A 24,216-nucleotide genomic window follows, 5' to 3' on the forward strand; every position below is an offset into this window, starting at 1 on the left:
CGCCCACGCTTATCGGCTGTATATTTTTAATGAACCCGGCAAAAACTCATTCGTTTTCTGCCTGACTCGCTGCGATCAGCGAAGCCTTGAATTATCGCACAGATTTTAAAGACCTGTCAAACTTGAGGGTTTCTACTGATTTTGCGCCGCTTCGAATTACTTCAAAACCACCCAACCCCAATCTAAACCCACCGCAATCAGATTAATCTCTTAACCCTTCTTGCTAACCCCGCTAAGAACTTATTAGTTATCAGCGAAGCCCTCGATTATGGCACAGATTTTGAAGTTCTGTCAAACTTTTCTGATTTATTTGCAGCCCGCTCCGAAGAACTAAAACCACCCCTAAATCACCAGCAATCAGATCAACTAATCAATCTGCCTGCCACCCCGCTGAATTGCCTATCAGTTATCAGCGAAGCCTTCGATTATTGCATGAGATTTATTAACCTTGCAACTATCGGGGTCTTTGCGCCGGCCAGCTAATCATTCGATCAACCCACCAGCCTCTCAACCCACCGCAACCCTCACCTTCCGGCTCCGCTTGCTTCGCCCCGCTTCAAACTGCGTGCAGTTATCAGCGAAGGAGCGAGACTATAACATTGTTTTTTGGGCGGTGGCAAATTGGCCGCGGAAATTATTTGTTGCGCCGACCTGTCAGACTCGGCACATCTTTTTTGCTTTCCTTAAGTCTCTATACAGATGGCCCTGCTTACCCTGCTCGACGCCCAACTTGCCTTTGGCCATGTACCGCTGCTTGACCATGCAGACTTCGCTCTGGAAGAGAACGAGCGTGTAGGCCTGATTGGCCGCAATGGCGCGGGCAAGTCTTCCTTATTGCGCATTCTGGCGGGCATGGAGCGCCCGGACGACGGCGCTTTGCAAAAGCGGCTGGATCTGCGCGTGGCTTTCGTCGCCCAGGAACCCACTCTGGATGCTGAAGCCACTGTATTTGATACCGTTGCTTCCAGCCTGGCTAATGTGCGTGCGCTCATTGATGCCTACAGCACAGGTGCCGGGGACCTGGACACCATGCAGGCGGAGATCGAGTCTCAGGACGGCTGGACGTGGGAACAACGCGTGGAAGAAACCCTGGACCGGCTGAATCTTCCCCCTGAAGGTGTGATCGGCAAGCTTTCTGGTGGAACCAAGAAGCGCGTAGCCCTGGCGCAGGCGCTGGTCAAGCGGCCAGACGTTCTTCTGCTCGATGAACCAACGAACCACCTGGACCTGGACGCCATTCAGTGGTTGGAGGAGTTGCTCAAGGACTTCAAGGGCAGCCTCGTCACTATTACGCACGACCGTGCATTCCTGGATAGTGTGGCCACACGCATCGTAGAGCTTGACCGCGGCCAACTGCGCTCCTACCCCGGCAACTTCGCCGCCTATCAAATCAGCAAGGAAGAGCAGTTGGCTCAGGAAGCGACCATCAACGCGCGGGCTGACAAGCTTCTGGCTCAGGAAGAGGTCTGGATTCGAAAGGGCGTGGAAGCACGCCGTACACGCGCGCAGGGTCGTATCAACCGGCTGCATGAGCTGCGGGCCCAGCGCTCGGCCCGTCGCGACGCTGTGGGTCGGGTGCGCATGGATGTAGATTCTGCAGGCGTGGGCGGCTACCAGGGCAAACTCGTGGCGGATCTCAGCGATGTGTGCCTGTCTTTTGGTAGCAAACAAATCGTGCGCGATCTCACCACCACGGTACTGCGCGGAGACAAGGTGGGTCTGATTGGCCCCAACGGTGCAGGCAAGACGACACTGCTCAAGCTGATCCTTGGCCAGCTGGTACCGGACAGTGGAGAAATCAAGCTCGGCGCCAACCTGCAGGTGGCCTACTTTGATCAAATGCGTGACGCTCTGGACTTGAACGCCACGCTGGCCGACTTCATCAGCCCGGGCAGCGAATGGATTGAGATCGGCGCCCGCCGGCAGCACGTGAAGAGTTACCTGTCGGATTTCCTTTTCAGCCCGGCGCGTGCAGCTTCACCTGTACGCAGCCTCTCAGGCGGAGAACGCAACCGGTTATTGCTGGCCCGCTTGTTCGCGCGTCCGGCCAACGTCCTGGTGCTGGACGAGCCGACCAACGATCTGGATATAGATACGCTGGAATTGCTGGAGGATTTGCTTCAGACCTATGACGGCACGGTGTTTCTGGTCAGCCATGACCGGGCTTTTCTGGACAACGTGGCCACCAGTACGATTGCCTGGGAAGGTCCAGGCCTGTGGCGCGAGTACGAAGGCGGCGTGCAAGACTGGTTGACGCAAAGCGCGCGGTGGCGAAATCTGCAGGCAGCAGATGGGGATCAAGCCCAAGCTGTGAGCGAGCCGGCAACTCCTGCGCAGGCACCCCAGCCCGTCAGTGCGCCGGTGAAGAAGAAGCTCTCATACAAGGATCAGCGTGAGCTGGACACCTTGCCCGCCCAGATCGAGGCGCTGGAGAAGGAACAGAACCTCCTGCGCGCGGCCCTGGCGGACGGCACGCTCTATCAAACGGACCTTCAAAAGGCCATGGCCATGCAAGCGCGCGATGCGGCCATAGATGAGGAGCTTTTGGCCGCCATGGAGCGCTGGGAAAGCCTGTCTGCTTGAGAAGCCCCGAGGCTGACTGAATTAGCCGCGCTTAGCCGGAGTATTCTGGCTAGGAGGCTGCAGACATGGCGTACGCCCAGGGCCTGAGTTTTTGGTCTGCCGCGCGAAACTCCTCGATCTCTGGCAAGCGCTGAAGCGTCAGGGCAATCTCGTCCATGCCTTCGAGCAACATCGCACGCAAGGCCTGGGGCGCTGTAAAGGACCACACCTGGCCTGTGGGCGACTCCACACACTGGCGTTCCAGGTCCACGGTGACACGGCCCAACCCCTTGCTTGACTCAACTTCCTGCGCGATCGTGCGCACATGCTCGATGGGCAACTCCACCGGCAGCATGCCGTTGCGAAAACAGTTGTTGTAGAAAATCCCCCCGAAAGATGGAGCTATGACGGCGCGAAAACCGAATTCGCGCAGGGCCTTGGGCGCTCGCTCGCGCGAAGAGCCACATCCAAAATTGCGGTCAGCCAGCAGTACCTGAGCGCGATCGTAGGGGGCCTGGTTGAGCACGAAATCCCCGTTGGGCGATCCATCTGGCAAGAAGCGCCAGTGGTGGAAGAGGTTGGCCCCGTACCCTTTGGCGTCTGTACCGCCCAGGAAAAGGGCCGGGATGATCTGATCCGTATCGATATTGATGCGCAGCAGGGGGGCGGCGATGCCGCTCACGTGGCGGAAAGCTTCCATGATCAATCTTCAGTCGATCGCCGTGAAAAGGCGGGGGTCGGCAATGCAGCCAGCGATGGCTGAAGCTGCAACGGTAGCGGGACTGGCCAGGTGGGTGCGGGTGGCAGGGCCCTGGCGGTCTTCGAAATTGCGGTTGGTGGTGCTGATGACGCGCTGATCAGCAAACCGCGCATCACCCATATTGGCGCAAAAGCCGCAAGCGGCTTCTCGCCATTCGAATCCTGCGTCCATGAACACACGGTCCAGACCTTCCGCCTCTGCGGCGTGCTTGACGGGAGTGGACCCTGGCACACACACAGCCTGGATGCCTGGCTTGACATGTCGGCCTCGAAGCAAACGTGCCGCGGCACGCAAGTCCGAAAGACGAGCATTCGTGCACGAGCCAATATAGGCCGCGTCGATCGCCGTGCCCAGAAGGGGCGTTCCCGGTGTGAGCCGCATATAACGGACGGCTCTCTCAGCCAATGCGCGGGACTCGGCATCCGGGGCATCAGCGGGGTCGGGCACAACATCTCGCACCGATAGAACCTGCTGCGGACTGACCCCCCAGGTAATCTGCGGGGTCAGGCTGCGGCAGTCAATATCCACTTCTTTGTCGAATTGGGCTCCTTCGTCGGTGCGCAGATTGCGCCAATGCGCCACAGCTTGATCCCACGCGGCCCCGCGCGGCGAGAACCGGCGACCAACCAGGTACTCGAACGTGATGTCGTCAGCCGGAACAAAGCCGTACTTGGCTGAGAACTCCACCGACATATTGCAGAGCGTGAGTCTGCCCTCTACAGGCAGACTGGCGATGGCGGAGCCGGCGTACTCCACGGCGTAGCCTATACCGCCCTGAGCCCCTAACTGGCCTATGAGTGCCAGGATAAGGTCCTTGGCATAGACGCCTTCACCTATCGTTCCGTTGAAATTCACCCGCATACGGCGCGGACGTGTCTGCGCCAGGGCCTGGGTCGCCAGTACGTGCTCAGCCTCGCTCGCACCGATGCCCCAGGCCAAGGCACCGATGCCTCCCACGGTGCTGGTGTGACTATCGCAACAAACCAGCGTGGCGCCCGGAAACACGATGCCTTGTTCAGGTGCTACGACGTGGGCGATACCTTGCAGCGGATGATCGTAGTCAAAGAATTTCAGACCCCAGTCACGCGAGGCCTGACGCGTGGTCTCGATCATGATGGGACCGCTCTTCGACGGCGATTCGACCGGCCCGCGGCCAGGGCGAGTGGAGATCAGGTGCTCGATCACAGTGAGCACCTGATCGCGCGCCATCGGGGTTCTTCCGCTTTCGCCCAATGCACGCATGACCTGGCTGCCCGAGAGTTCATGCAGTATCAACCTGTCGATCTGAAGCAAGTCTGCATCTGGTGATAGAGGAAGAATGCGGTGTTCAGCCCACACCTTGTCCAGGAAAGTTCGGGGCGGTGGCGGCGCTTTCATGCTCATGCGTACCTCTGCTCCAGCGCCTTGAAGCCGGCGCCATCCAACACTTGCTGACGCTCAGCAAACATCATGAGTTGATCTTCGGCGCCCTCTATGGACCCATGCTGATGCAAGTGCCCAAGTACACGTTCCATGGCGAGCATGGACGCCTGCAGCGCGGCATTGGCATAGCAGATGGCTGCATACCCCGCCGCAGCCAACTCCTCGCGCGGCAGCAGCGGTGTCTTGCCACCAATCACCATATTGCACATATGAATGCCCGGCACTTCCCGGGGGATGGCCAGCAGTTCCTCCCGCGTCAAGGGTGCTTCCACAAACAGGAAATCGGCCCCAGCGGCCTTATAGGCGCGTGCACGGTCCAGGGCCGCTTCGAAGCCCTCCACCGCACGTGAATCCGTGCGCGCAAGGATCATCAGCCCATCATCTTGGCGCGCATCCACTGCGGCCTTGATCTTGGAAACCATTTCCTGCGTGGACACCACGCCTTTGCCATCGAAGTGGCCGCACCGCTTGGGATAGGTCTGGTCTTCCAGCATGATGGCATTGGCCCCAGCGCGCTCCAGCAATTGGACGGTACGGCGGGTATTCAATGCGTTTCCAAAGCCAGTGTCTGCATCTGCAAGGATGGGAAGACTCACAGCCTCGCGGACCGCTGCCACGTGCTGCGCCAACTCCGTGACCGACACCAGCCCGATATCCGGCATCCCCAGGTACGAATTAGCCACGGCGGCGCCGCTGACCATGAGCGAACGAAATCCCGCACGCTCGATGAAACGCGCCGCCAGCGCGTTGCCTGCGCCCGGCATCAACATGCCTGCGCCAGCACGCAACTCAGCGCGCAGCTGCGCATGAGCGGGCTTCATGCTCATTGCACCACCACGTTGGCACGTTTGACCAGAGATTTCCAGGCACCAATCTCGTCGCGCAAGGTCTTGGCCAACACTTCTGGCGGACCACCCACAATGGCAACGCCGTCGGCTCGGAACTTGTCCTTGACAGCGTCCAGTGCCAGCACGTCGTTCATGGCCTTGTTCAATGTTTGCACCACCTGAGGCGGCATGCCGGCCGGTCCGGCAATGGCTTTCCAGTCGTAGAGTACGTAATCCGGCCACCCTTGCTCAACGAAGCTGGGCACCTGGGGTAACACCTCGGTGCGTTCCGAGCCACAGATCCCCAGAGCGTGGGCGCGCCCTGACTTGACGAAACTCGCCCCATAAGTAGAGGTGGTGAGCATCAGATCGATCGATCCTGACAAAAGGTCATTAAAGGCTTGCGATGAACCTTTGTAGGGAACGTGCTGCATCTGCACGCCCATGTGAAAAGCCAAAGCCTCCATGCCAAGGTGGGCGATGGTGCCGATTCCGGCTGAGCCATAGGTCAAACGACCTGGGTTCTGCCTGGCGGCCTGGAACAAGTCCTTGCCTGTGCGGAGCTTGGAGTTGGCATTGACCAAAATCACACCCGGATCGCGCGACACCATCAGAAGTGGCTGCACATCGCGAATTGGATCGAAGGGTACGTTCGTCGTGGCGGCCTGCATGGCATAGCTGCTTGACATGTTGAGCAAGGTGTAGCCATCCGGTGGGGAACGCAATACGTGAGCGCTGCCGATGGTGCCCCCCGCCCCAGCTTTGTTTTCCACGACGACCGCCGTCTTCAAGCGCTCGCCCAGATGCTTGGCCATCAGGCGCGCCACCATGTCTCCGCCGCCTCCTGCGGTAAACGGCACGACGAAAGTGATCGGGCGGCTGGGATATTCGTTCTGGGCGGCGGCCATGTGAGGCCAAGTGAGGCCCAAGCCGCTGCACGCCCCTGCATGCAGCCATTGGCGGCGGTTCATTTTCATTGAGGTCTCCGTTTTTTGTAGTTCAGGGTCGCAGTGTCCATAACCCGGACCTGGCACACAATAAGACCATTGGTCCTATCGCAATAAGACCAGAGCTGCAGCACCATCCCAGCCACTGCTCTTTCTTATGTCCCCTACCCTCAAATACCGCAAAGTCGAATACACCCTGGCTCAACGCATCCAGCGCGGCGACTACGCGCAAGGTTTGCCGGGCGAGCGGGCGCTGGCGACGGAATTTTCTGTGGCGCGCGTGACTGTCCGCAGCGCTCTGCGTGCGCTGGAGGATTCGGGACTGATCAAGCGCCAGCAACGCCGTGGCACCCAAGCCACGGGCGGCCCTGACATGGCGGCGCGACGTCGACTTCTGCGCGAGCATGTCGATAAATTTCTTGACCGTGGCCGCCGTGACCATCGCAAGGTGCTCTACTTTGGGCGCGTTTCAGCAAGCGCTTCCGTAGCGACCTCGCTGCAGGTGCCAGCAGGTACGGTGGTCACGCACGTCGTGCGTCTGCGATCGGACGAAACCGCCCCGCTCACCTATACCGAGACCTATCTGCCCGTGGTTATAGGGCATCCTCTCACCCGCGCTGAGCTGGAGCGCAAGGCTTTGGTGCAGATTCTGGAGTCAAGCGGTACCCGCATTGCCTCCGCCGAGCAGCGGTTCACTTGCATCCCTGCCCCCTCGGGCGCAGCGCGGCATCTGGGGATTGCCGAAGGCTCACCAGTCTGGAAGATTCACAGGGTACTTTTTGATCCCCAGGGCCAACCTATTCAATTTCTTCTAGGCTGGTACAGAGCCGACAGATTTGAAATAGGCATGCGTCTTTCACTCGAAGAAGACGCCACCAAAGTCTGGTTCGACTATCAGTAAGCCGTGGTGGCGTGGCCAGTGCCACTGGCACGGACGTCTTAAGTGCCTTTTTTGGGCCGATCCCACTGAGCCAGCGTGATCTGCTTTCCACGCGCGACGCTCAGGGCTCCTTCAGGAACATTCTTGGTAATGGTAGAGCCACCTCCGATCGTGGCACCAGCACCAAGGGTCACCGGAGCCACCAGCACGCAGTTGCTGCCCACATGGACGTCTGCTTCGATCACGGTCCGGTGCTTGTTCGCACCGTCATAGTTGGCGGTGATGCTGCCTGCACCGTAGTTCACGCGTTCGCCCACAGTGGCGTCACCCAGGTAGGCAAGGTGATTGGCTTTGGCACCGGCTGCCAGGGTGGAGTTCTTGACCTCGACGAAATTGCCAATGTGCACCTCAGCGCCCAAGCGCGCACCGGGGCGCAGGCGGGCATAGGGTCCAACCAAAGCGCCCGCCCCCACTGTGACGCCTTCGCGGCCACCGTCAATGTGTGTAAAAGGATGGATCACGGCGCCAGCTTCTATTCGGGCGTTCGCGATCACGCAGTGCGCGCCGATTCTTACTCCGTCTGCCAGGGAAACCACGCCCTCGAAAATACAACCGACGTCGATCTCGACGTCTTGTCCGCACTCCAGTTCCCCTCGCAGGTCAAACCGGGCAGGGTCCATCAGTCGCACGCCGGACTCCATCAGACCCGTGGCAGCGCGCCGTTGTACTCCGCGCTCCAATTCAGCCAACTGTACCGGGCTATTGACGCCGGCCACTTCCATTTCATCAGCGATTTTCAGCGCGACGACGGGCGTGCCATGGGCTACCGCATGCTTGACCACATCCGTCAGATAAAACTCCTTTTGCGCGTTGTCGTCACGCAGGAGCGCCAGGTACTTCTTCAACAAGGCGGTGGGTGCGGCCATGACGCCGCTGTACCACTCGGTGATCTCTCGCTGAGCAGGCGTGGCGTCGCGAGCCTCCACGATGGCTTCCACCGGGGCATCGCCTGCTCGCTGAGCGGCGCGCACGATGCGGCCATACGCCCCGGCATCTTCGCCTGTGTCTACCGTGAGCAGTGCGATCTGATGTCCACCGCACTGGGCCACCAGGCGCTGCAAAGTGGCGGGCTCCACCAAGGGAACATCTCCATTGAGAACCAAAGTGACACCATCATCGGGCAGCAACGGAGCCGCCTGTTGCACCGCATGCCCCGTGCCCAGTTGCGGCTCCTGAAGCACGAACTGAAGCGGTAGTTGAACAGTTTCACCCGGGTTCGACTTGGGAGTCGCCCCACAGAATGCTTGAACCTCAGCGGCCCCGTGGCCGACCACCAGCGTCGCTCCCCGTGCGCCAAGCCCCTCGGCTGCGCGGAGTACGTGCCCCAGCAGGGGCCGTCCAGCCAGCCGATGCAGCACCTTGGGCAGGCGACTTTTCATGCGTGTGCCCTTGCCCGCCGCCATGATGACGACGTCGACGGAATTGAAGATCGGGGATGCGATGGGTTCTGTCATGGAGACGAATTATCGGTCGCGCCAGAACACGGGGTGATGAGGCTGTGCAACGAACTGTGTGAACGCCTGCATTTCCATCGTCAGACACCCCTTGGACCCGCACCGACCCTGAGTCTCATTGTCCAGCGTGAGGTGGCTGCTTCATACAACTTCAAGGTGAAGGACTGGGTGCTCCCAGCGTCAACAAGTACCCACCAGTTTCATCAGCCTTGCGTCTATACGCAAAGCAGAAGTGCAGGCAGAGGGGCTTACAGAAAACTGACTCCAATTACTACACTGAATCGACAACAACCTGGGAGACAGTTTCATGATCAATCAAGGTGGCCCAACAGCCTCGGCATCTCGTCGACGCGTTCTTCAAGCCTTCGCCGGTGGACTCGCAGCGGTGTCTGCAGGTGTTTATGCCAACGATTTTCCCAACCGTGTGATCAAAATTGTGGTGCCCTACCCTCCAGGCGCCATCAATGACGTGCTGGCTCGGGCGATTGCCGACCAGATGACCAAATCACTCAAACAGTCGGTCATTGTGGAAAACCGGGCAGGCGGCAACACGCTCATCGGTACACAAGCCGTGGCGACAGCCAAGCCGGATGGCTACACCCTGCTGCAGATGCCGCCGGCTCACGCCATCAATGCCAGCCTGGTAGGCAACCTCCCCTACGATTCCATCAAGAGCTTCACGCCAATCACATTGGCGGCCAGCGCCCCTCTCCTATTGCTTGCACGCAAGGATGCCGCGGCGAAGAACGTCAAAGACCTTGTGCGGCTGGCCAAGGAAAAGCCAGGACAGTACACGTTCGGATCGTCCGGCACTGGAGGTACTGCGCACCTCATGGGCGAGATGCTCGAATCGGTGGCAGACATCAAAATGCTGCACGTGCCCTATAAAGGTACCGCCCCCGTCATCACAGACCTGATCGGTGGGCAACTCGACTACACCTTCAGCTCCTACTCTGGAGCAGCCTCGGCTCTGAAATCAGACCGCGTGCGCGTTCTCGCCATTACCAGCGCTGAACGATCGCCAGCATTCAAGGACTACCCCACCATTGCCGAAGCGGGTTACCCCAGCTACGCCATAGAAGCATGGTGGGCATTTGCTGCCCCGGCCAATACGCCAGCACCCATTGTTGAGCGCTTGAACAAAGCCATCGTTGAAGCGGTGAATGCCCCAGAACTGGCTCCCAAGTTGGCCTTGGAAGGCATTCGTGCGCGGGGCACCACACCCAAGGAGTTTGAAGTCTTCCTGGCTAGAGAAATAGAAACGTGGAGAAAGATCATCAAGGATCGCGGTATCAAACTGGATACCTGAAAGCGGTTGGATACCGGGATCAATCGACGAGATCTCCGGCGGACGGTCAATCGGCATGGCCACTTCACATCAGCCTTGCGCTGATACGCAAAGCAGAAGTGCGCGCAAAGGGGCTTACGCGAAGCTGACTCCTAAATAAACTGAATTCACAACAAACAAGGAGACCTGTGATCAAACGCATTTTGGGCGCCACTGCGCTTTCACTCGCTGTGGTAGCCGCACACGCGCAAACGTGGCCGACTCACGCAGTCAAGTACATCGTTCCCTTTCCACCTGGCGGAGCGACCGACCTGATGAGCAGACCGTTGGTAGAGAGATTGCAGCAACGGCTTGGTCAACCGGTTGTCATCGAGAACATCGGCGGTGCGGGTGGCTCTATCGGGGCAACCCGGATTGCACAAGCCAAAGCCGACGGCTATGTCATTGGCCTGGGTAACTCGGCCAGCCACACCATCACGCCGCATCTTCTTGCCAAACCGCCATACGATGCCTTGAAGGACTTCACACCCATTGCGATGATCAATGAATATGTGAATATTCTCGTGGTCAATCCTGCGCTTGGCGTGAAGAACATGGAGGAGTTCCTGGCGCTGGCCAAAAGCAAGCCCGGCGCACTGCGCTACGGGAGTGCGGGCAACGGTTCGAGCAATCATCTGACTGCAGAGGTTTTGGCTTCTCAGGCACGCCTGAAGTTCATTCATGTCCCTTACAAAGGTAACGGGCCAGCGCTCACCGACGTGATTGCGGGTCACATCGACTGGATGTTCGGAACGATCTCCGAAGTGTTGCCTTATCTGGAATCTGGCAAGTTGATTGCATTGGGCACATCGGGCGTCGCCAGGGATGCCCTTCTTCCCAAGGTTCCTCCTATAGCTGAGGCCGTTCCCAAGTTCGAAGTGACGGGCTTCATGGCGGTATTTGGACCAGCGAACCTTCCTGCAGCCGTCGTGCAGCGACTCAACACTGAAGTCAACGCCATCTTGAAGACGCCTGAAATTGTGGAACGTTACGCCAACGCTGGCATGAAAGCCGTCGGTAGTTCTCCGAAGGAATTGGAACAGCGCGTTCGCGCTGACCACGCCTTGTGGAAAAAAGTGATCGAGACCGCAGGAATCAAAGCTGAATAAGGAGCAACGCAAATGATCAAGAGAATTTCAATACTGACCCGCAAAGAGGGCATGTCCAAGGAAGAGTTTCTCAAGCACTGGAAAGACCATCTCCCTATTGCCCATGCGGTTCCCGAGATGCGCCGCTATGTGATTGATCACATTACTTCTCAACCACAGCGTGCAGACGTACCTGTGGTGTGGGATATGGGCGATGTCGATGGTATTGCCGAGACTTGGTGGGACGATCAAGCGAGCACGGATCGTGCCTTCGCTTCGGAAGAAGGTAAGCGTTGGCTGGCTCACGGAGCTTCTTTCATAGGCCGTCAGAAGACCTTCATCGTCAAAGAAGAAGTCGTTGTCGGATGAACGATAGAGCTTCTAAAAATCCAAAAAGATCCAGGAGATAATTTTGAGTAGATCCGTTCTTGGCCTGCTGGTGGCAGGTTTCTACGCGGTTGCTGTCACTCCCGCTGTGGCCGCATGGCCAGAAAAACCGGTACGGCTGATCGTTCCCTTTGCTCCCGGAGGCTCGGCTTCCTCCTCTGCGCGCCTGACAGCCAACAAGCTGTCTGAGGTGCTGGGTCAGCAGGTCATTGTCGAAAACATGGGCGGCGCCAACGGAAGCATTGGCGCGTCTGCCGCACTGCGTGCTCCCGCTGATGGCTACACGCTGTTCTATTCATCTGCAGGCATCATGACGGTCAATCCGTCGCTCTATCCCAACCTCTCCTATGCGGTCAAGGATTTCAAGCCCATCAGCTTGACTTCCACATTTGCGAGTCTGCTGTACGTCAAGCACGACTTCCCTGCCAAGACCATTCCCGAGCTGGTGGCGTATGCCAAGGCGAACCCTGGCAAAGTCACTTATGGCTCGGCGGGTCAGGGCAGCTCCGGCCACCTTTGGGGGGAAGTTCTGAAGGCTCAATCCCAAACCGATGTCCGCCACATTCCCTACAAGGGCACATCTCCCGCACTGACCGATGTCATGGGCGGCCAGATCACGTTTCTAGTAGACGCAGCAGTCACAGGCATACAGCAGGTCAAGGCAGGCAAACTGCGCGCGTTGGCGGCTACGTCGACTTCGCGCATTCCCGTGGCTGCAGATGTGCCGACGTTCAAAGAACAAGGTCTGTCGGGTTTTGAAACTCTTAGCTGGTATGGCATTTTTGCTCCCGCTGGAACCCCAGATGCCGTGGTCAAGACACTGCAGCAAGCGGCCGCTCGAATCACGAGCATGCCTGACTACAAGGAGCAGTTCCAGTCTCAGGGCATGAGTGCTGTTTCTTCAACCCCAGAGGAGTTGGCGCGTCAGATCCAGGAAGAAGACAGCTACTGGAAAAAAATCATCCGCGGCGCCAACATCGTCATAGAGTGAATCTACTGAAAGAACCGACGTGATCAAAAGCCTATCTCTTCTCGTTCGCAAGAGCGACATCACGCATGAACAATTCGTGGACCATTGGGTGAACGTTCATGCCCCTTTGGCTCGCTCGGTGCCTGGTTTGCGCCGCTACGTATTGACGCATATCCTCGCGGAGCGAACACGGCCTGATATGCCTTCTATCGAAGGCGAAATAGACGGCATTGCAGAGCTCTGGTATGACGATCTGGAGTCTATGAAGCGCGCCAACGAATCGCCTGAAGCCAAACGCTTGCACGCGGACGGTGCGACCTTCATCAGCAAGATCAAGATGTTCACTACGCGTGAGGACATCATCATCGGTTCCTAAGTCATCGGTCCCTAAGGATCGCTGGCTCGAGGGGGCTCAGACCGCTGAGGCCAAAGTTACCGCCACACGCATCAGGCGCGTGGTCTGCAAGCCCTGCCCCTGCGCTTGCTCTTGACGGCGCGGAGAACAAAAAAAAGGTCACGCCATGGCGTGACCTTTTCCTTGGATGACAGGGTTGCCGGATAAGGCAGCCGCAATTTACCCATCAACCGGCTCGGTGGCCTTGAGCGATGGCCGCTCGCAAATCTTGGCATGCCATTTGGCAAGACTGGGCGCCTGATCACGCCAGCCGAATTGGTCGAAGCGGTAGTCCATGTAGCCCAGGGCGCATGCTACGGTGATGCTGCCCATCGAAAATGGGGCCGCCTCCAGAGCCGGCGCTTCTGAGTCGAGCTGGCGCAGCGAAGCGCGAGACTTGAGTTCGAAGGCATCGATCAAAGCTTGCAGCGGTTGCTCGCGTTCGCGTTCGTTGCGCCAGAGGATCAAGGCATCCAGCAGGCCATCGCCAAAGGCATGCCAACGCAGCGACTGCCAGCGGGCTTCACCCTCTAACGGAAATAAGGTTCCGCCCGCGAGATCGTTCAAGTATTCACAGATCACCACCGAGTCGAACAGGACTGATCCGTCAGGGCGAACCAGGGTGGGGATCTTGGACAACGGGTTGGCCACCATGATGTCGGGATTGGGCTTGAGCATCGCAGCCACGGAGCGAATCAGCTCCAGCTTGGGCAACATATTGAGCTCATGCGCGCAGATCATCACCTTGCGCACATAAGGCGACCTGGGAGACCAATGCAGTTGCAACTTTTCGTTCATCAGATCACCTCCGAAGCGCGCAGCGCCTCAATATCAGCAGGCGCATAGCCCAATTCCGAAAGAATAGCCTCACTGTGTTCACCGAGCAGCGGCGGCGCTGAACGGATTGGCAGAGGATCTCCTTCGAAGCGCATCGGACTGGCGACCAGGGGAACATCCACGCCTGAGGGATGAGGCACATGGCGCAGCATCTGCCTTTCCTTGACTTGAGGCTCTTCAAACACTTCGGCCACACTGTTGATAGGCCCGCACGGAACGCCCACCACGTCCAGTTCAGTAATCAGCTTCTCTCTGGTCCACTGCGCGAACTCCGCGCGCAGCATTTCTGAAAGCTCACCAATATTGCGCACACGCTGGGCATTGGTGGTAAAGCGTTCGTCTGCTACCCATTCGGTTTTTCCCAGCACCTTGCACAGTCGCGCAAACTGGCCGTCATTCCCGACCACCAGGATCACATCACCATCCCCGCAGGCATAGACGTCCTGCGGCTGAATATTGGGGTGGGCATTGCCATTGCGGCGGGGAACCTTGTCACTGACCAAATAGTTCATGGCCTGATTGGCCAGCGTGGCCACCTGGACATCGAGCATGGCAATGTCGATATAGCCGCCCACCCCCGTCTCGTTGCGACGAGCCAGCGCTGCCAGCACAGAAACTGCAGTGTACATACCAGTCATCAGATCAACGATGGGCACACCGACCTTCTGCGGACCACCGCCCGGTTTGCCATCTTTCTCACCCGTCACGCTCATGAGGCCGCCCATGGCTTGAATCAGGAAGTCGTAGGCGGGTTGATCGCGGCGCGGGCCGGTCTGGCCAAAGCCCGTCACAGAGCAATAGATCAAGCGCGGATTGATTTGACGCAGGGAGGCTTCGTCCAGGCCATATCGCTCCAAGGTACCGGCCTTGTAGTTCTCAAGAACGATATCGGCTCGCTTGGCAAGCTCCTTGACGATCTGTTGACCCTCGGGCTTGTCGAGACTGACGGTGATGGACCGCTTGCCCCGGTTGACCGCGAGATAGTAGCCCGCCTCCTTGGTGGGCTTGCCTTCAGCGTCCTTGAGGAACGGAGGGCCCCAGCTTCGGGTGTCGTCGCCAGCACCGGGCCGCTCGACCTTGATGACTTCAGCGCCCAGATCGGCCAGGATCTGGCCTGCCCAAGGGGCAGCCAGAATGCGACTGAGGTCAAGTACCTTGACGTGGGACAGAGGGCCAGGTTGGGTGCTCATATGAAATGGGGAGCTTTAGAGGAATACAAAGAAAGACGCCAAAGGTGTACAGGGGCTTACTTGTCCCCTAGCAACCCCAGGGTGCCAAGAAGTTGTTGCATGGCCTGCTTGTCCTTCTGGACAAACGCGGTGGTTTCTGCGGGCGAGAGTTGCAATTGCTCTGCACCCTGTGTCGCCAATACCTTCTGCCATTCCGGATCTGCGCTAACGCTTTGCAAGGTTTTGCGCAGGATCTCGATCACTTCGGGAGGTGTTCCCTTGGGCGCGGCCAGGCTGTACCAGGTCGCCGTAGCGGTATTGCCGTAGCCAAGCTCGGCCATGGTGGGAACATTCGGAAGTTGGGGGCTTCGTTTGGCTCCACCATAGGCTATGGCCTTGATCCGACCTTCATCGATAAATGGTTTCACTGCGGCAAAGTTGAGCATACCCAGTTGCACCTGACCACCCAGAAGATCCTTCAAGGCCGGGGCTGCTCCGGAATACGGAACATGCGTCATGCGTATTTGGGCCGCCTGGGCGAACGCCTCAGCGCCGAGATGGGTCGCGCCGCCCATGCCCGCTGATGCATAGTTCAGTGTGCCAGGATGTTGCCGCGCATAGGTGATCAGACCCTGAAGATCGTTCACGGGAAGTGAGGGATGGAGCACCAGAACGTTGGGCTGGCTCACCACGATGGAGACAAAAGAGAAGTCTCCAATGCCGTCGTAGGGAATGCGCTGCATCAGCGGTGTGACCACATGGCCGGCTGATGTGCTGATCAGAAGGGTGTAACCGTCTGGCTTCGCACGCGCCACAAAGCCCGTTCCGATCGTCGCTGCCCCACCCGCCTTGGCTTCTACAATGAAAGTCTGGTTGAGGCGTTTCGACAATTGCTGGCCCAGTGCTCTGGCCATGGCATCCGCGGGGCCACCAGCCGCGTACGGGTGAACCAGCGTGACAGGCCGGCTCGGCCAGGCGCTCTGTGCGTGGGCCATGGAAACAGCAGCCACTGCTGCTGACAGCAGCAAGGCACGACGAGCAAATGACTTGACGATCGAATTGATCACGGTGTCTCCTATCTCAGTGTAGTTATGGCGTCTTCAATGCAGGTCAGGGCTAGGGCTTGCCGGCTTTGTCAGGGGTGCCACTGGGAGCCCAGCCTTCTCCGCCCGGCGGCTTCTGCAACATGGGACGGTGAAAAATCTCCCCGAGGCCAGCGTAAAAAGGCCCACCCAGCCTGGCCAACGGCCGCATGGCCTCGGAATTGACTCTGTGGCCGTCGTAGATACGGTCTGCAAGATGGAAGGCCACGACCTCGCCGATGTAGAGGGTATTGATGCCTCGCCCAAGCTTGACTATCTGATCGAGCTTGCACTCCATCTGCACAGGTGAGTTCGCTATGCGGGGGGCACGTACGTGTTTGCTGGGCAGCAGATCTATGCCCAGCGTCTCCGTCTCGCTCACCTCGGGTCCAAATTCCTGTGCCGTCCGGTGCATGACATCCATCTGGTCTTCAGTGGCGATGTTCACGACAAACTCGCGCGTGGCATCGATATTGCGGGCCGTGTCCTTGACGCTGCCGCTGCCGGGCCGTAGTGCAACGTTGACCGCAAGCATAGGTGGGCTGGTAGCCACGTAGTTGAATGAACTGAAGGGCGCTGCATTCACACGCCCTTGCTCATCGACGGTGGTAATCCAGGCAATGGGACGCGGTACGACGCATCCCACCAGCAGCCGGTAAGCTGTTTCGGTGTCCAGCGCCTCGCCGTCCACCAATTGAAAGCCACTTTTATCCAACGACGGGGTGGAATACATTTTCTCATTTGCCATGGATCAATTCTTTCGAAGCAGGAGGTTCGCAGCAAGGGGACAGCCGACATAGCAGCTTTGCGGCCTGAGAGCTATAGCGAGGCCCACTAAAGTGCCATCAGGAGTAAAGAGCCTCGGGGTTGAGATTCAACACCTGCTTGACCAGCGCATCGCTTGCGGCCCACTCCATGAACATGTCCAGCAATTTCACGGTGTCGGGCACAGGGGTAACGCGCAGATGCGGCCAGTCACTTCCCCATACCAGCCGTTCAGGATTGGCCTCGAGCATCTTCTTCTGGAACACGCGCCCCGCTTCCCAGTCCGGCTCTTGCAACAAGTTGCGGTAGGCGCATAACTTGACCCACACCCGACCAGTTTCAAGCAAATCCAGCAGCGTACGAAAGCCCGGCTCATCCGGTCCGGCTTTGACATCAAACCCACCCATGTGATCGATCACCACAGGCATTGGCAGCTTGCGAACCTCATCGGCGATCTCAGGCAGAGCCTTGCAGTCTGTCCAGAGTTCGGCATGCAAGCCTGCTTCCGTCAGGGCCGGGGTCAGGGCTTGCAAGTCAGCGAAAGAAGCGCTGCCGGCAAAATTGGTACCTGCACCACTGCGGTGACTGAAACGCGCACCGCGCACGCCGCGATCGCGCAATCCCTTCAGTGGAAGCGGACTGTCAGGTCGCACGACCACCACACCCCGAAGCGTTGGCTGCGCCGCCAGGGCATGAAGCAACAGGGAGTGATCGTCGCCATAGGCACTGGGGTGCACCAACACACCGCTGCGCAATCCCAGGCGGCGCAGAAGTGCCATGTACTGCTGCTCAAGCGCCTCCGGAGGTGTGTAGCTTCGATCCGCTGCAAGCGGGAAGCGCTCATACGGGCCGAACAGGTGGGCATGGCAATCCCACCCCCCGCCACCAAGCTCTTGCGTGGTCATGACAGCGCTCCTTGTTGTGGCAGCTGGAAAGCAGGCTCCACACCTTCAGGCAAGGGGATTTCGTGGCAGTTAAGTGTCATAGCCACCAGTGTGTAGTAGCCCACAAGCGCCGTGAGTTCCACCACTGCACGCACGCCAAACCGATCCACCACCGCCTGGTAGGTGCTGTCCGAGACAGATTTATGGCGATTCAACTCGGTCGCGTATTTCCAGATGACGGCGTCGTCCTGCGACATGCCTGGAGGCTCTTGCTGGAGCAACAGCGCTTCCAGAATGGGCGCTTCAATGCCCGCCTTCTCCGACTCAATGCGGTGCGCATACCACTCAAATGGAGAGTTGCACGCCCTGCCGGTGATCATGATGGCGAGCTCCGACAAACGCGGGGGTAGCGATGTGTCGTAGCGAAGGATGGCGCCGAGGGCCTGCCACCTTTCCGCCAGTTCGGGATTGTGCAGAGCCGCACGCAGCGGGCCCTGAATCTTCCCGCGCGGGCCAGAAATGATCTTGTCGAGCACGGCGCGCTGAGCGCTGCTCATCTCTTCGGTGGGGAAAAGCGGAATGCGAGGCATAGCAATTCGATGGTGGTGTGAAAGATCAACGGCCTGTGAACACCGGCGCGCGCTTTTCAGCAAAGGCGGTTTGAGCCTCCTTGGCATCGTCCGTCTTGGCAATTTGGGCCGTCATGTCCTGCTCGTAGCGGTAGCCGTCCCGAAGGCTCATGTCTTCGATCACGTTGAGCGTGTGCTTGAACATGCGCGTGGCAACCGGGCTCTTGGATGCAATGCTCTTCGCAATCGAATACGCCTTGGCCATCAGTTCCTCAGGAGGCACGCAGGCTTCCACAATGCCCAGACGATAGAGCTCGGCACCATCAATGCGCGTGCCCGTCAGGGCCATGAAGCGCAGACGCGAATGGCTGAACAGACGCATGGCATGGCGGCCTCCGCCGAGCAAGCCAACGTCTACTTCCGGCATGCCGAGCGTGGCTTTCTCGGAAGCCACCAGAATGTCGCTTGAAGCTGCCATCGCCAGACCAGACCCCAGGGCTGCGCCGTTGATGGCGACGATCACTGGTTTGGCACATTCGCGGATGGCGTGAAAGCATTCACGCGTCCGGCGGGAATGCGCGGGCAGGTCACCCGGGCCTTTAATCACGTCTTTGCGGCCTTTGAGATCCGCGCCGGCGCAAAATACCTTGCCGGCACCGGTGAGTACCACGGCGCGCACCTCGTCCATCTCGGAAATGCGATCCAGTGCGAGTGTGAGTTCATCATTCAACACACGTGTCAGCGCGTTGACTGGCGGTGAGTTCAGTGTCAGGGTGGCGACAAAGTCCTCTATCTGGACTTGGAGTTGGGTCAGGTCATTCATGTCTGGTGTCTCGGTTTTCTATGAAGATCCCGGGCGACCTTCTGCAAGGGGCCTCAGGCTTGAATGGCAGTCTAGAGGGAGCGATGCCGGCAAGTCATGAACCGTTCCCGCAATACTGGTATGCGTCGAAACAGCATGTAATTCAGGCGCCTTGCAGCGCCAGCACAGGCCGACCTTCGATCCACGCCAGAATATTCTCCACCACCCCTGCGTAAAAAGCAGTGAAATTTTCCAAGGTGGCATAGCCCAGGTGCGGCGTCAGGACGACGTTGTCCATTTTGAGCAGCGGGTGCGAGGCAGGAAGGGGTTCTTGCCAGAAGACATCCAGCCCCGCACCGGCGATGCGACGCTCCTGAAGCGCTTCCAGAAGCGCCTCTTCATGGACCAGTCCAGCACGTGAGGTGTTGATCAAAACGGCCTCGCGCTTCATCTGGGCGAGTCTGGCCTTCGAAACCAGTCCCGTGGTGCGCTCGCTGAGGACAAGGTGCAAGGAAAGCACGTCTGACTGCTCGAACAACTCATCGCAGCTGACTGCACGGACGCCATGCTCCGCGGCTCGGGCTGCCGTGAGGTTGGGGCTCCATGCGATGACTTCCATGCCCAGGGCCCGCCCCAGCTGCGCCATCTGCGCGCCTATGTTTCCCAAGCCCGCCAGACCCAGCACGCGACCTGCCACGCCGGAGGCCAGCACGGGCTGCCAACGCCCTTCAACCAAGGCCTGGTGAGACGGCACGAGTTGCTTGGCCAATGCGAGAATCAGCGCCAGCGCGGTCTCTGAGGTGCTGGTGCGGCCATTTCGGGCACCCCGGGCTCCACTGACCACGACACCTTGGCGCTTGCAGGCTTCGAGATCGATCGAGGCATTGCGCAATCCCGTGCTGGCGAGCAGGCGCAAGTTGGGCAGCCGTTCAATCACTCGCGCTGGGAACGCCGTGCGCTCGCGCATGGCCACGACCACCTGGAAAGGCTCCAGGCGCCGCACCAGCTCGTCCTCGTTGGCAGCTGGCGTGGAGAATGTCTGAATGCGCACGCTCGCGGGCAAGGCCTTCCAGGCTGGAAGGCCCGCCGCCAATTGCTGGTAGTCATCCAGAACCGCGATGTTCACGTTCAGGTTCCTTTGCCCGGCGGCTGAATCAGTCAAGCTTGATACCTGCTTTCTTGACCAGCGCACCCCAGCGGGCGGATTCGGATTGCATCAGCTTGCGATACTCGTCCGGCGTGGTGCTGATGGCCACCGCACCGAGGCCGGCCAGGCGGCTCTTCACGTCAGGGGTGGCGAGTGTGGTCACCAGGGCCTGGCGCATCTTCTCGAAGATGGGCGCGGGCAAGCCCTTGGGGGCGATGATGCCGTAATTGGACTCCGCCACCACTTCCGGCAAGCCGAGTTCTCCCGTACTGGGCACATCAGGAAGCAACTCAGAGCGGCGTGCGCTGGAGACAGCCAGGATTTTCACGCCGCGCGCGGTGAAAGCGCGCACCGCAGGGAGATCGGCGGCCAGCACTTGCACTTCTCCGCCCAGCAGGCCAGTCACGGCAGGCGCTGCACCTTTATAGGCGATGTGAACCATGTTGATGCCCGCTTCCTGAGCAAAAAGAGCAGCGCCCAGATGCGGTGTGGTCGCATTGCCGGCGGAACCGTAATTGAGCTTGCCAGCATCTTTTTTAGCCAGGGCAATCAGTTCCTTGAGGCTGTTGACAGGCACTTGGGGGCCCACAGTGATGACCTGAGGCACGCGAGCCACCAGCGAAACGTAGTTGATCTCGTTGATGTCGTAGGGCATTTTCTGCAAGTGAGGCAGAACCGTGATGCCGCCGGGCACGCCAAAGCCAAACGTGTAGCCATCAGGGTCGGCCTTGATCGCCGCATCCATACCGATGATGCCGCTGGCACCGGCCCGGTTATCGACCAGAATGCTCTGGCCCAGGACCTCTCCAAGGCGCTGCTGGATGGAACGCGCAATCTGATCCACGGGACCACCGGGTGGGTACGGTACGACGAGTCGAATGGGCTTGGCAGGCCAGTTGGACTGCGCCATGGTGGGCATGGCAGTGCTGGCCAGCAAGGCCGAGGCGATGATGAGCAGGGAACGCTTTTTCATTGGAAGTCTCCTGATTGACGCGAAAAATGGCAAAGGGAAAAACTCACTCGTCTTGCAAGAGCAAGATGAACTGGGCGACTACGGCGGGACGTTGCTGGCCTTCGATCTCGAATTCGCACAGCGTGGTGATGCGCGTTCCTGCGCCCGTGCGCTCGGCCGCTTGCAGGGTCTGATGCAGTCGCACACGCGAGCCTACGGGGACAGATGCCGTATAGCGCACCCGGTCCGAGCCATAGTTGAGGCCTTTGCCGCGCCGCTCCACACGGAATATCTGCCGCTGCAAACGAGGCACCAAAGCCAGAATGAACAGGCCGTGCGCGATGGTCTTGCCTTGCGGCATCTCACGAGCCGCTCGCTCCGTGTCCACATGGATCCAGAAGTCGTCTCCGGTCACGTCGGCGAAGCCGTCTATATGGCGTTGCTCGACCGTGAACCAATCACTGGTGCCCAGCTTCTGGCCCACGTGATCGAGAAAGCCCGCAGGGGTTTGCAATATCAACATGTCCAGTCCTCTCAGGCGGGAAGTTCAAGCACGGTCTTGGCCAGAATGTTGCGCTGGATCTCGTTGCTGCCGGCAAAGATCTTGGCGTTCATGGCGTTGAACAGGGGCGCCACGACGTGCAGATCAATTTCGTCCGTTTGGCAATGGTCACGGAAAGCGCCATAGTCCTGCGCAGACTCGATCAGCAATAACGCAAGCCGCTCGTATGTTTCGGTGGACCAGATCTTCAACATGGAAATGGTCGGCGGTATGGGGTCTCCACGCTTGGCAATCTCTGCAAAGCCAGCATAGGCAGCTCCCAGATCAGCCGTATCGAGTTGCAATTCGGCCAAGCGCGCTGCAAAAGCGGCGTCTTCCAACAAGCCGCGCTGGCGAGCCAGCATTTCCACTTGATGAAGCGTGTGCTGCGAGTGTTTGGGACTTCCGGTGAACAGGCGCTCGAATCCGAGCAAGGCCTTGGCCACCGTCCAGCCCTGATTCAGCTCGCCCACCAAGTTCTCCCGCGGCACGCGCACATCGTCGAAGAAGACTTCGCAGAACTCCTGCTCACCGGCGAGGTTGCGAATGGGCCGAACGGTGATGCCCGGCGATTTGAGATCGACCAGCACGAAGCTGATGCCCGCCTGCTTCTTGACGGTCTTGTCCGTGCGCACGAGCATGAACATGTGGGTGCCGTCACTGCCCCACGTGGTCCAGGTTTTCTGGCCGTTGACCACAAAATGGTCTCCATCCAGCACAGCCTCGGTTCTGACTGCGGCCAGGTCCGAGCCCGCATTCGGCTCTGAATAGCCTTGTGTCCAGACATGTTCACCGGCCAGCACCTTGGGCAGGAAGCGCTGGCGTTGCTCCTCGGTCCCGAATCGCATCAGGATGGGGCCTATCATCACCAGACCCTGATCCGGTGAACGTGCCACACCCCAGGCCTCGGTTTCTTCGATATAGGCGATCAGCTTGTCCGCAGGCAGCCCAAGTCCGCCGTACTGCCTGGGCCAGGCCGGAGCCAACCACCCGAGGTGGGAAAGCGTCATGTACCAATCCCGACTTTCGGCCCAGGTTTGCCGGTAAGGCATGTGCCTGCGGGCCTCCGGATAATGCGCGGCGAAGAGCGCTCGCACCAGGGCGCGGAACTCGGGTTCTGGCATGGCTTGCCAGTCCTGGTCCGGCGAGAAATCAGGCGTTGCTTTTGCGGTCTCCACCGGTGAGTGGGTGGCCGTGGTGACCGCCAATTTCTGCCACCGGCCCCGATGCCCAGCGGCGTTGCCCCAGCGGCTGGCCAGCGCCATGGCTCGCTTGAAGTAAAGGCCGATGTCGTATTCGTTGGTGGTACCTATGGCCCCGTGCATCTGGATCGCCATGCGCGTGACTTCGGTTGCGGCATAAGCGCAACGTGCCTTGATTCGGCTGGCAGTGGCCGCGAGATTGGCTTCCGTGAGAGCCGCCACGCCTTCGCGCAGACACGCGGTAGCCAGCTCGACCTGAATCAAGCCATCTACTGAACGGTGCTGAAGTATCTGAAAACTGCCGATGGGTTTTCCAAACTGCACGCGGGTGGTCAGGTAGTCCCGTGTCAGCTCCAGCGTGCGCCTGGCAATTCCCAGCAGCTCAGCGCTTTGGGCAATGCGCGCTATTTCATTGGCTTGGCTCAGCGCTGCAAGAGCAGACTGGCCGTCGGCAATCAGCTGCCCCTGGGCTTGGTCAAGATGCAGCGCAGCGATGGCACTTCCGTCGACGCCGCATTCGTTTTCAAGTCGCAATCCGGGTGCTTCAGCGGCTACCCAGCACAGAAGAAAGGACGCATCGGCCGTCTGGGCAGAAACCAACCAACCATCTGCTCCTGGTCCTGGACGCACAAATAGCTTGCGACCCGTGAGGGTCACCTGATCTCCCTGCATACGGGCTGTGACACGGGGATCAGCCGGCTCAAGCGCGCCCGCTGTTTCTTGCCAGGCCACGCCCGCTACCAAAGCACCGGACTGAATATCGGCAAGCAAAGTGTCACGCAAGCCACCCGACGCCAGGCGAGCCAACAAGGCTACGGGGTGCACACCTGCATCTACCAGCGGCTCGGGCAGCAGATACCGACCGGCTTCCTCGGCGATGGCGACGAGTTCGGGAACGCCAAGCCCCAGGCCACCGTCGGCCTCTGACACCAGTATCGACAGCCAGCCCAGTTCGGCGATCTCGCCCCAGCTTGCGCGGTCAAAGCCACCGCCTGCAGCTTCCAGCTCACGTACACGTTGGCGTTGATCCGTGGCACCGAGAAAACCCGCTGCGCTGTCTCGAAACATCGCAATAGATTCGTTTTCCACCATATCCATCTTCCTTGGCCGTTTGATTCGCAACCGAGGCTTGCGTCATCAAAAAATTGAAAGGCTGCATAGAGCCAGCCGGGTCCACACTGCTCGTGT

23 protein-coding genes are annotated in these 24,216 nt (G+C 59.2%); 7 read left to right on the forward strand and 16 right to left on the reverse strand.

Annotation, left to right across the window (positions count from 1 at the left end; all coding sequences use genetic code 11):
* Window positions 1-699: 699 nt before the first annotated feature.
* Complete coding sequence (locus ABIE13_RS24100) at window positions 700-2,583, forward strand: ATP-binding cassette domain-containing protein (RefSeq protein ID WP_354448269.1); 1,884 nt, start codon at window positions 700-702, stop codon at window positions 2,581-2,583.
* 49 nt (window positions 2,584-2,632) lie between these two features.
* Here the strand turns inward: ABIE13_RS24100 and leuD are convergent, their stop codons facing one another.
* Genes leuD through ABIE13_RS24120 form a run of 4 tightly spaced genes read right to left on the reverse strand, consistent with a single transcriptional unit; the run spans window position 2,633 to window position 6,548 of the window.
* A complete protein-coding gene (leuD, locus tag ABIE13_RS24105) occupies window positions 2,633-3,262 on the reverse strand; it encodes a 3-isopropylmalate dehydratase small subunit (RefSeq protein ID WP_354448271.1) in 630 nt (209 codons plus the stop codon).
* Between the two features lie 9 nt (window positions 3,263-3,271).
* Entirely contained in the window at window positions 3,272-4,705 is a 1,434-nt protein-coding gene (locus ABIE13_RS24110) for a 3-isopropylmalate dehydratase large subunit (protein WP_354448273.1), read from the reverse strand.
* Window positions 4,702-5,571, reverse strand: coding sequence for an isocitrate lyase/PEP mutase family protein (locus ABIE13_RS24115; RefSeq protein ID WP_354448275.1), 870 nt, complete (start codon window positions 5,569-5,571; stop codon window positions 4,702-4,704). The genes ABIE13_RS24110 and ABIE13_RS24115 overlap by 4 nt, the downstream gene beginning before the upstream one ends.
* Entirely contained in the window at window positions 5,568-6,548 is a 981-nt protein-coding gene (locus ABIE13_RS24120; RefSeq protein WP_354448277.1) for a Bug family tripartite tricarboxylate transporter substrate binding protein, read from the reverse strand. The genes ABIE13_RS24115 and ABIE13_RS24120 overlap by 4 nt, the downstream gene beginning before the upstream one ends.
* A gap of 127 nt (window positions 6,549-6,675) precedes the next feature.
* Here ABIE13_RS24120 and ABIE13_RS24125 point away from each other — a divergent pair, with 127 nt between their 5' ends.
* The gene (locus ABIE13_RS24125) at window positions 6,676-7,419 is read left to right on the forward strand and encodes a GntR family transcriptional regulator (protein WP_354448279.1); all 744 of its coding nucleotides are present in this window, start codon (window positions 6,676-6,678) and stop codon (window positions 7,417-7,419) included.
* 38 nt (window positions 7,420-7,457) lie between these two features.
* Here the strand turns inward: ABIE13_RS24125 and glmU are convergent, their stop codons facing one another.
* Window positions 7,458-8,912 (reverse strand): bifunctional UDP-N-acetylglucosamine diphosphorylase/glucosamine-1-phosphate N-acetyltransferase GlmU, encoded by a 1,455-nt coding sequence (gene glmU, locus ABIE13_RS24130; RefSeq protein WP_354448281.1) that lies wholly within the window; start codon window positions 8,910-8,912, stop codon window positions 7,458-7,460.
* 307 nt (window positions 8,913-9,219) lie between these two features.
* Between glmU and ABIE13_RS24135 the strand changes: the two genes are divergently transcribed.
* From ABIE13_RS24135 to ABIE13_RS24155, 5 genes are all read left to right on the forward strand, one after another.
* A complete protein-coding gene (locus ABIE13_RS24135) occupies window positions 9,220-10,221 on the forward strand; it encodes a Bug family tripartite tricarboxylate transporter substrate binding protein (protein WP_354448283.1) in 1,002 nt (333 codons plus the stop codon).
* A gap of 167 nt (window positions 10,222-10,388) precedes the next feature.
* Entirely contained in the window at window positions 10,389-11,348 is a 960-nt protein-coding gene (locus ABIE13_RS24140; RefSeq protein ID WP_354448285.1) for a Bug family tripartite tricarboxylate transporter substrate binding protein, read from the forward strand.
* A 12-nt stretch (window positions 11,349-11,360) separates the two neighbouring features.
* Window positions 11,361-11,696 carry an EthD family reductase gene (locus ABIE13_RS24145; RefSeq protein ID WP_354448287.1) on the forward strand — a complete coding sequence of 112 codons (336 nt, stop codon included), beginning with the start codon at window positions 11,361-11,363 and terminating at the stop codon, window positions 11,694-11,696.
* 43 nt (window positions 11,697-11,739) lie between these two features.
* Window positions 11,740-12,705 (forward strand): Bug family tripartite tricarboxylate transporter substrate binding protein, encoded by a 966-nt coding sequence (locus ABIE13_RS24150; protein ID WP_354448289.1) that lies wholly within the window; start codon window positions 11,740-11,742, stop codon window positions 12,703-12,705.
* A 19-nt stretch (window positions 12,706-12,724) separates the two neighbouring features.
* Window positions 12,725-13,060 carry an EthD family reductase gene (locus tag ABIE13_RS24155; protein ID WP_354448290.1) on the forward strand — a complete coding sequence of 112 codons (336 nt, stop codon included), beginning with the start codon at window positions 12,725-12,727 and terminating at the stop codon, window positions 13,058-13,060.
* A 198-nt stretch (window positions 13,061-13,258) separates the two neighbouring features.
* On the opposite strand, the gene ABIE13_RS24160 is transcribed toward ABIE13_RS24155, so the two are convergent.
* The 11 genes from ABIE13_RS24160 to ABIE13_RS24210 form a co-directional block, all read right to left on the reverse strand.
* Window positions 13,259-13,876 carry a glutathione S-transferase family protein gene (locus ABIE13_RS24160; protein WP_354448292.1) on the reverse strand — a complete coding sequence of 206 codons (618 nt, stop codon included), beginning with the start codon at window positions 13,874-13,876 and terminating at the stop codon, window positions 13,259-13,261.
* A complete protein-coding gene (locus tag ABIE13_RS24165) occupies window positions 13,876-15,105 on the reverse strand; it encodes a CaiB/BaiF CoA transferase family protein (protein ID WP_354448294.1) in 1,230 nt (409 codons plus the stop codon). The genes ABIE13_RS24160 and ABIE13_RS24165 overlap by 1 nt, the downstream gene beginning before the upstream one ends.
* 56 nt (window positions 15,106-15,161) lie before the next feature.
* On the reverse strand, window positions 15,162-16,151 hold the full coding sequence (locus ABIE13_RS24170) for a Bug family tripartite tricarboxylate transporter substrate binding protein (protein ID WP_354448296.1): 990 nt from the start codon (window positions 16,149-16,151) through the stop codon (window positions 15,162-15,164).
* A gap of 49 nt (window positions 16,152-16,200) precedes the next feature.
* Window positions 16,201-16,914: a flavin reductase family protein gene (locus tag ABIE13_RS24175; protein WP_354448298.1), complete on the reverse strand. Its 714-nt coding sequence runs from the start codon at window positions 16,912-16,914 to the stop codon at window positions 16,201-16,203.
* 97 nt (window positions 16,915-17,011) lie between these two features.
* Window positions 17,012-17,836 carry an amidohydrolase family protein gene (locus tag ABIE13_RS24180; protein WP_354448300.1) on the reverse strand — a complete coding sequence of 275 codons (825 nt, stop codon included), beginning with the start codon at window positions 17,834-17,836 and terminating at the stop codon, window positions 17,012-17,014.
* On the reverse strand, window positions 17,833-18,405 hold the full coding sequence (locus ABIE13_RS24185) for a carboxymuconolactone decarboxylase family protein (protein ID WP_354448302.1): 573 nt from the start codon (window positions 18,403-18,405) through the stop codon (window positions 17,833-17,835). Before ABIE13_RS24185 ends, ABIE13_RS24180 begins: the two co-directional genes overlap by 4 nt.
* Window positions 18,406-18,430: 25 nt before the next feature.
* Window positions 18,431-19,207, reverse strand: coding sequence for an enoyl-CoA hydratase/isomerase family protein (locus ABIE13_RS24190; RefSeq protein WP_354448304.1), 777 nt, complete (start codon window positions 19,205-19,207; stop codon window positions 18,431-18,433).
* A 142-nt stretch (window positions 19,208-19,349) separates the two neighbouring features.
* Window positions 19,350-20,312, reverse strand: coding sequence for a D-2-hydroxyacid dehydrogenase family protein (locus tag ABIE13_RS24195; RefSeq protein WP_354448306.1), 963 nt, complete (start codon window positions 20,310-20,312; stop codon window positions 19,350-19,352).
* Between the two features lie 28 nt (window positions 20,313-20,340).
* Window positions 20,341-21,306 carry a Bug family tripartite tricarboxylate transporter substrate binding protein gene (locus tag ABIE13_RS24200; protein WP_354448308.1) on the reverse strand — a complete coding sequence of 322 codons (966 nt, stop codon included), beginning with the start codon at window positions 21,304-21,306 and terminating at the stop codon, window positions 20,341-20,343.
* Window positions 21,307-21,349: 43 nt separating this feature from the next.
* Entirely contained in the window at window positions 21,350-21,808 is a 459-nt protein-coding gene (locus tag ABIE13_RS24205) for a MaoC family dehydratase (RefSeq protein ID WP_354448310.1), read from the reverse strand.
* A gap of 11 nt (window positions 21,809-21,819) precedes the next feature.
* Entirely contained in the window at window positions 21,820-24,120 is a 2,301-nt protein-coding gene (locus tag ABIE13_RS24210) for an acyl-CoA dehydrogenase (protein ID WP_354448312.1), read from the reverse strand.
* Window positions 24,121-24,216 lie beyond the last annotated feature (96 nt).

The organism is Ottowia thiooxydans (genome assembly GCF_040548795.1).
Taxonomy (GTDB): domain Bacteria; phylum Pseudomonadota; class Gammaproteobacteria; order Burkholderiales; family Burkholderiaceae_C; genus Ottowia; species Ottowia thiooxydans_A.

What these genes read in the sequence shown, in the direction of transcription:
- ABIE13_RS24100 (WP_354448269.1), top strand. Translation starts at nt 700, where the DNA reads ATGGCCCTGCTTACCCTGCTCGACGCCCAACTTGCCTTTGGCCATGTA.
- ABIE13_RS24160 (WP_354448292.1), bottom strand. Translation starts at nt 13,876, where the DNA reads ATGAACGAAAAGTTGCAACTGCATTGGTCTCCCAGGTCGCCTTATGTG.
- ABIE13_RS24200 (WP_354448308.1), bottom strand. Translation starts at nt 21,306, where the DNA reads ATGAAAAAGCGTTCCCTGCTCATCATCGCCTCGGCCTTGCTGGCCAGC.
- glmU (WP_354448281.1), bottom strand. Translation starts at nt 8,912, where the DNA reads ATGACAGAACCCATCGCATCCCCGATCTTCAATTCCGTCGACGTCGTC.
- ABIE13_RS24120 (WP_354448277.1), bottom strand. Translation starts at nt 6,548, where the DNA reads ATGAAAATGAACCGCCGCCAATGGCTGCATGCAGGGGCGTGCAGCGGC.
- leuD (WP_354448271.1), bottom strand. Translation starts at nt 3,262, where the DNA reads ATGGAAGCTTTCCGCCACGTGAGCGGCATCGCCGCCCCCCTGCTGCGC.
- ABIE13_RS24125 (WP_354448279.1), top strand. Translation starts at nt 6,676, where the DNA reads ATGTCCCCTACCCTCAAATACCGCAAAGTCGAATACACCCTGGCTCAA.
- ABIE13_RS24185 (WP_354448302.1), bottom strand. Translation starts at nt 18,405, where the DNA reads ATGCCTCGCATTCCGCTTTTCCCCACCGAAGAGATGAGCAGCGCTCAG.
- ABIE13_RS24115 (WP_354448275.1), bottom strand. Translation starts at nt 5,571, where the DNA reads ATGAGCATGAAGCCCGCTCATGCGCAGCTGCGCGCTGAGTTGCGTGCT.
- ABIE13_RS24205 (WP_354448310.1), bottom strand. Translation starts at nt 21,808, where the DNA reads ATGTTGATATTGCAAACCCCTGCGGGCTTTCTCGATCACGTGGGCCAG.
- ABIE13_RS24210 (WP_354448312.1), bottom strand. Translation starts at nt 24,120, where the DNA reads ATGGTGGAAAACGAATCTATTGCGATGTTTCGAGACAGCGCAGCGGGT.
- ABIE13_RS24110 (WP_354448273.1), bottom strand. Translation starts at nt 4,705, where the DNA reads ATGAGCATGAAAGCGCCGCCACCGCCCCGAACTTTCCTGGACAAGGTG.
- ABIE13_RS24145 (WP_354448287.1), top strand. Translation starts at nt 11,361, where the DNA reads ATGATCAAGAGAATTTCAATACTGACCCGCAAAGAGGGCATGTCCAAG.
- ABIE13_RS24165 (WP_354448294.1), bottom strand. Translation starts at nt 15,105, where the DNA reads ATGAGCACCCAACCTGGCCCTCTGTCCCACGTCAAGGTACTTGACCTC.
- ABIE13_RS24190 (WP_354448304.1), bottom strand. Translation starts at nt 19,207, where the DNA reads ATGAATGACCTGACCCAACTCCAAGTCCAGATAGAGGACTTTGTCGCC.
- ABIE13_RS24175 (WP_354448298.1), bottom strand. Translation starts at nt 16,914, where the DNA reads ATGGCAAATGAGAAAATGTATTCCACCCCGTCGTTGGATAAAAGTGGC.
- ABIE13_RS24135 (WP_354448283.1), top strand. Translation starts at nt 9,220, where the DNA reads ATGATCAATCAAGGTGGCCCAACAGCCTCGGCATCTCGTCGACGCGTT.
- ABIE13_RS24180 (WP_354448300.1), bottom strand. Translation starts at nt 17,836, where the DNA reads ATGACCACGCAAGAGCTTGGTGGCGGGGGGTGGGATTGCCATGCCCAC.